The organism is Blastomonas sp., assembly GCF_041747255.1.
Taxonomy (GTDB): domain Bacteria; phylum Pseudomonadota; class Alphaproteobacteria; order Sphingomonadales; family Sphingomonadaceae; genus Blastomonas.
Map to the genome: position 1 here is coordinate 1 of NZ_JBGTFM010000105.1, position 4,002 is coordinate 4,002.

General features: G+C 60.9%; 6 protein-coding genes. 1 reads left to right on the forward strand and 5 read right to left on the reverse strand.

The window, feature by feature from the left end; translation table 11 throughout:
• Positions 1-239 (forward strand): hypothetical protein (locus ACEW8G_RS03595; RefSeq protein ID WP_373487079.1); only part of this gene is annotated, 239 nt, incomplete at its 5' end.
• Here ACEW8G_RS03595 and hemA read toward each other — a convergent pair.
• The 5 genes from hemA to puhC all read right to left on the reverse strand — a co-directional run.
• The gene (gene hemA, locus ACEW8G_RS03600) at positions 240-1,460 is read right to left on the reverse strand and encodes a 5-aminolevulinate synthase (RefSeq protein WP_373487080.1); all 1,221 of its coding nucleotides are present in this window, start codon (positions 1,458-1,460) and stop codon (positions 240-242) included.
• 17 nt (positions 1,461-1,477) lie between these two features.
• Positions 1,478-2,251: a putative photosynthetic complex assembly protein PuhE gene (puhE, locus tag ACEW8G_RS03605; protein WP_373487081.1), complete on the reverse strand. Its 774-nt coding sequence runs from the start codon at positions 2,249-2,251 to the stop codon at positions 1,478-1,480.
• 10 nt (positions 2,252-2,261) lie between these two features.
• Positions 2,262-3,350, reverse strand: a complete 1,089-nt coding sequence (acsF, locus tag ACEW8G_RS03610; RefSeq protein WP_373487082.1) for a magnesium-protoporphyrin IX monomethyl ester (oxidative) cyclase — start codon at positions 3,348-3,350, stop codon at positions 2,262-2,264.
• A 47-nt stretch (positions 3,351-3,397) separates the two neighbouring features.
• Entirely contained in the window at positions 3,398-3,691 is a 294-nt protein-coding gene (locus tag ACEW8G_RS03615; protein WP_373487083.1) for a hypothetical protein, read from the reverse strand.
• A partial coding sequence (gene puhC / locus ACEW8G_RS03620; RefSeq protein WP_373487084.1) for a photosynthetic complex assembly protein PuhC occupies positions 3,691-4,002 on the reverse strand: 312 nt, incomplete at its 5' end. The genes puhC and ACEW8G_RS03615, both read right to left, overlap by 1 nt.

Below are 4,002 nucleotides of genomic sequence, written 5' to 3' on the forward strand. Positions count from 1 at the left end.
TGGTCACCCCGGGCATGGCTGGTGCATTGCTTCGTGGCCAGCCACAGCTGCCGCGCGCCTATATGACCGCCTTCGGGTCACCCATCTACGCGGCGAACCTGTGTCATTTCGCGCGTAGCGAAGGCGATGCGGCGATCCGCCTGCGGTTTGACCGCGCAATGGAGCAGCTGATCGCGCTACTGCTCGGCGACACAGGGGACGCCATCAACCGATGGCTGCCCCCCGACGATCACCCGTAATCAGGCCGCAACCGCGCGCCGCGCCAGCTCGCACTGCGACCAGATGTCGCTCAGCGCGTGGATCAGCTTGTCGATGTCGCCATCGCTGTGCACCGGCGAGGGCGTGATGCGCAGCCGCTCAGTGCCCTTGGGCACGGTCGGATAGTTGATCGGCTGCACATAGATGCCGTGGTTGTCCATCAGCCAATCGCTGATCCGCTTGCACTTGTGCGGATCGCCAACCATCACCGGAATGATGTGGCTGGGGTTGTCAAGATGGGTGATGCCCATCAGGTCGAGCCGGCGGCGCACCTTGTTGACGCGATCCTGGTGGCGCGCGCGCTCCATCTGGCTGGCCTTGAGGTGGCGGATGCTGGCGGTGGCACCGGCGGCGAGCGCGGGCGGCAGCGCAGTGGTGAAAATGAAGCCGCTGGCGAAACTGCGCACGAAATCGCACAGCGCCGTGGACGCGGCGATATAGCCGCCCATCACGCCAAACGCCTTGCCCAAAGTGCCCTCAATCACCGTGATCCGGTCCATCAGGCCTTCGCGCTCGGCAATGCCACCGCCGCGCGGACCATAGAGGCCGACCGCGTGGACTTCATCGATATAGCTCATCGCGCCGTGCTTTTCGCACACGTCGAGGATCTCGGCGATGGGGGCGATATCGCCATCCATCGAATAGACGCTTTCGAATGCCACCAGCTTGGGGCGGCCCGGTTCGATCCCGGCGAGCAGCCGATCGAGGTCTTCAGGATCGTTGTGCTTGAACTTCAGGCATTCGGCGCGGCTGTGGCGGATGCCTTCGATCATCGAGGCATGGTTGCCCGCGTCGGACAGCACCACGCAGTTGGGCAGCTTGGCCGCCAGCGTGCCGAGCGCAGCCCAATTCGAGACATAGCCCGAAGTAAACAGCAGCGCAGCTTCCTTGCCATGCAGATCGGCCAGCTCTTTTTCGAGCAGCACATGATGATGGTTGGTTCCCGAAATATTGCGTGTGCCACCTGCGCCCGCGCCGCATTGGTCGAGCGTTTCGTGCATTGCGTTCAACACATCGGGATGCTGGCCCATGCCCAGATAATCGTTCGAGCACCACACGGTAACTTCCTCGGTTTCTTCGCCGACATAGCGCGTTGCATGCGGGAAACGACCGCGATGGCGTTCCAGTTCGGCAAAGATGCGGTAACGCCCTTCGTCGCGGATCGTATCGATCTCACTCTGGAAAAAGCCCTCATAATCCATAACCACTCTCCCTCTTCTTATCCTTGTTGGCGGGCAGGAAGTGCCCAGCGCCATAGCGCGCCGTCGCGAAACGGTAGTGCGAGAAACACGTGTTCGAGCGCGCCGAGCGCCGCCAGACCAAAGACCAGACTGGTGCTGACCGCCGCAAAACTGTCAGCCGGCGCTGCAAGTGCCAGGCTGCCAAGCCAGACCGAAAGCGCTACCATGGCAAGGAGGGTCAACGCCAGCGCGCCGTGCAGGCGGCGCGGGCCGAAATAGCTTTTGAGGTAAACCAGATGCGCGGGCATGATCTCGTCGCTCATGTTGGGCACACCGACATACAGGTTGAGCTTGGCCGATAGGCGCAGCGCAAACAGTAGCCCAAAGATGATCGTGCCGGTGAGGTTCGCTGTATTCCAGGTGAGCGAGACCAGGATGACCAACACGGCAGCAATCGCCAGCTCGTGATAGATCAATGTCGCCGCCGCATCGGTAAAGCGACGTAATCCACGCGCCTGCGGGTCGCTTTCGGCGCGGCGCGGACCGGTGATGATGCCGGTAAGGAAGGTAAGCTCCAGCCAGCCCCAGATCACCAAAGCCGCGAAAAAGCCGACATAAGCCGATGCGACGGTCGGATAGTGCGCAGAAACGACAATCACCGACAGGCTGATCCCGGCGGCAAAGCCTGCCCAGGATATGCTGCGTACAAAGGTCGCCTTGCTGCGGTTAGCGAGCCACGCGACCGCACCTGTGCTGGTAAACCAAGCAACCAGCACCACGACAAGCGGCAGGATATGTCCGTAAAGGCTCATGTGCGCGCGCTCACCAGGCCGGTTGCAGACGGATGGTGGCGGGCAGCGCGTTGCTCTTTCCGGGCATGAAATACATGCGCGCAAAGGCCGTGCCTGCACCAATCATGCCACCTCCGCGCTCAAAAAAGCCGCCGATTCCGCCGCGCGCCTTGCCTGCTGCGATCCGGTCCGATGCCAGCCGCAGCTTTTCAAACAAAGCGCGCATCTTGGGATTGTCGGTGTCGATCTCGACCGGGAAAACCTGACGGCTGATCGCGGTGGTGATGTCGAACACGCGGAAATCATATTCGGTGGGGTCGACTCCCAAAGCGGCGTGGAACACCGGGCGGCTGTGGTCGCGCACATACATCGTCGCATAGACCGACAGGATGAAGAACTTGATCCAGTAGACGTTCAATCCCTTGAGCAGCTTGGGGTCGGCATGCATCAGCATCGCAAACGCCTCGCCATGGCGGAACTCGTCGTTGCACCATTGTTCGAACCAGTTGAAAATCGGGTGAAAGCGGTTTTCCGGGTGCCGCGCCAGATGCCGGTAGATCGCGATGTAACGCGCATAGCCGATCTTTTCAGACAGATAGACCGCATACCAGATGAACTTGGGCTTGAAGAATGTGTATTTCTTGGTCTTCGTGAGGAAGCTCAAGTCAATCCCGATCCCGGCGTCCTTCAGCACCTCGTTGATGAAGCCTGCGTGGCGGCTTTCATCGCGCGCCAGTAGCTTGAACAGCCGCTTGACGTCGGGATTCTTGGTCCGCCGCGCGATCTCGGCATAAAGGATGCAGCCGGAGAATTCGGAGGTCAGCGAGCTCACCAGAAAATCGATGAATTCACGGCGGAGTTCCGGCTCGAGATTGTCGATGATGCCATCGAACGATTCTGAGCGGCGGAAATGGCGCTTGTTGGGGTCGCCCTCCATGTCAGCCATCAGCTGGTCCCATTCGCGGCGCACCAGCGATACATCGATCGCATTCAGCGCCTCGAAATCGGTGGTGTAAAAGCGTGGAGACAGCACCGTGTCCTGCGTCGCCAGCACCATCGTATCGGGCTTGTCGGGCGCATCGGCCATCGGGGCCGGCTTGATCTTGGTCTGCATGTTCATGCCTTGCAACTCCACGTCATTCTCATCTCATTATGCGGCTCGAGCGCTCACCACCTGTTGGTGGTGAAGCTGACCTCATATAGTTCTTTGAGCTCACCCATCGCGGTCAGCTTCGTCCATGCGCGCATTAATGCACCTGCTGGCTGCACCGTTGCCATGCGCTCGATCAAAATACTCTCGCCAAAACCAACAATAATCGGCGCGCCGTGCACACGCACCTTGTCACCGGGTTGGATCGCGACATCGCCTTCAAGCTCGACATGCGCATGAAAATGCGCGTCGGACTGCTCCACCGCAATGCGGCAGGGCGTATCGAAGGCAGGTGCGCGAAACAGGCCCATTACTTGAGCAGCTCTTCAAACGTTTCGCGGTTGGTTGGTCCGAAGGCGCCGAGTTCCACGATACGATTGGTTGCTGTGTCGGTGAGCGAGAGCGACCCGTCGCTCCAGCGGTTGAGCTCGAACGGTGCCTCTGCACCAATGCCGCGCGAATAGCGGTCGCGCGCCAAGCCGCGCAGCACGCCGCGCACAAAGCCGCTGCCCAGTTCGCCAAAGACGTGCACCGTCTCGCCGCTGGTGGCATCAGTGACCTGCACGGTGCCGCCTGCACCATCGCCGAAGCGCAGCAGCCGCGTGTCGAGCGCGGTCGCCGA

Coding starts and splice junctions, on each gene's coding strand:
- puhE (WP_373487081.1), bottom strand. CDS start 2,251: ATGAGCCTTTACGGACATATCCTGCCGCTTGTCGTGGTGCTGGTTGCT.
- acsF (WP_373487082.1), bottom strand. CDS start 3,350: ATGAACATGCAGACCAAGATCAAGCCGGCCCCGATGGCCGATGCGCCC.
- ACEW8G_RS03615 (WP_373487083.1), bottom strand. CDS start 3,691: ATGGGCCTGTTTCGCGCACCTGCCTTCGATACGCCCTGCCGCATTGCG.
- hemA (WP_373487080.1), bottom strand. CDS start 1,460: ATGGATTATGAGGGCTTTTTCCAGAGTGAGATCGATACGATCCGCGAC.